The 539-nt window shown below is 75.3% G+C and carries 1 protein-coding gene and 1 pseudogene; both read left to right on the top strand.

Features of this window, described 5'->3' with window-relative positions; all coding sequences use genetic code 11:
* The coding region (locus RL72_RS00055) for a DALR anticodon-binding domain-containing protein (RefSeq protein WP_248700311.1) at positions 1-317 on the top strand (317 nt) is incomplete at its 5' end.
* Between the two features lies 1 nt (position 318).
* Positions 319-539, top strand: a pseudogene (locus RL72_RS00050) (hypothetical protein); the annotation flags it as partial.

Genomic DNA, 539 nt, shown 5'->3' with positions numbered 1-539 from the left:
CCGGTGTCGATCGCTCAGTGTTCGCCCCCGAGCTGCTCACGCACGAGACCGAGTCGGCGCTGCTGGGCGCACTGCAGGAGTTCCCGCGGATCGTGGCGTTCGCCGCGGAGGTGCGCGAGCCGCACCGTGTGGCGCGCTACCTGGAGGAGCTCGCCGGGCTCTACCACCGCTGGTACGACAACTGCCGGGTGATCCCGCAGGGCGACGACCCGGTCGAGGACGTGCACCGCACCCGCCTGTGGCTCAACGACGCCACCGGCCAGGTGCTCCGCAACGGTCTCTCGCTGCTGGGGGTCTCGGCGCCGGAGCGGATGTGACATGAGCGGCGCGGACGAGGGCACCCACCCGACCGAGCCGTATCCGCAGGATCTCGGCCAGGAGCACCCGACGGTGCCGCTGCCGCGCGGCGCCGCGCCCGGTGACGGCGTGCCGCCGCGGCCCCCGCTGCCGTCGGCGCCCGTGGCGGTCGCTCCGCCGCGCCGCCGGGCGCGCTGGCCGTGGGTGCTCGGCGTCGTGCTGGTCGTGCTCGCCGGGATCGT

Source organism: Microbacterium azadirachtae (assembly GCF_000956545.1).
Taxonomy (GTDB): domain Bacteria; phylum Actinomycetota; class Actinomycetes; order Actinomycetales; family Microbacteriaceae; genus Microbacterium; species Microbacterium azadirachtae.
The sequence above is the reverse complement of the archived record's forward strand: the minus strand, read 5'-3'. Positions and strand labels throughout refer to the sequence as shown.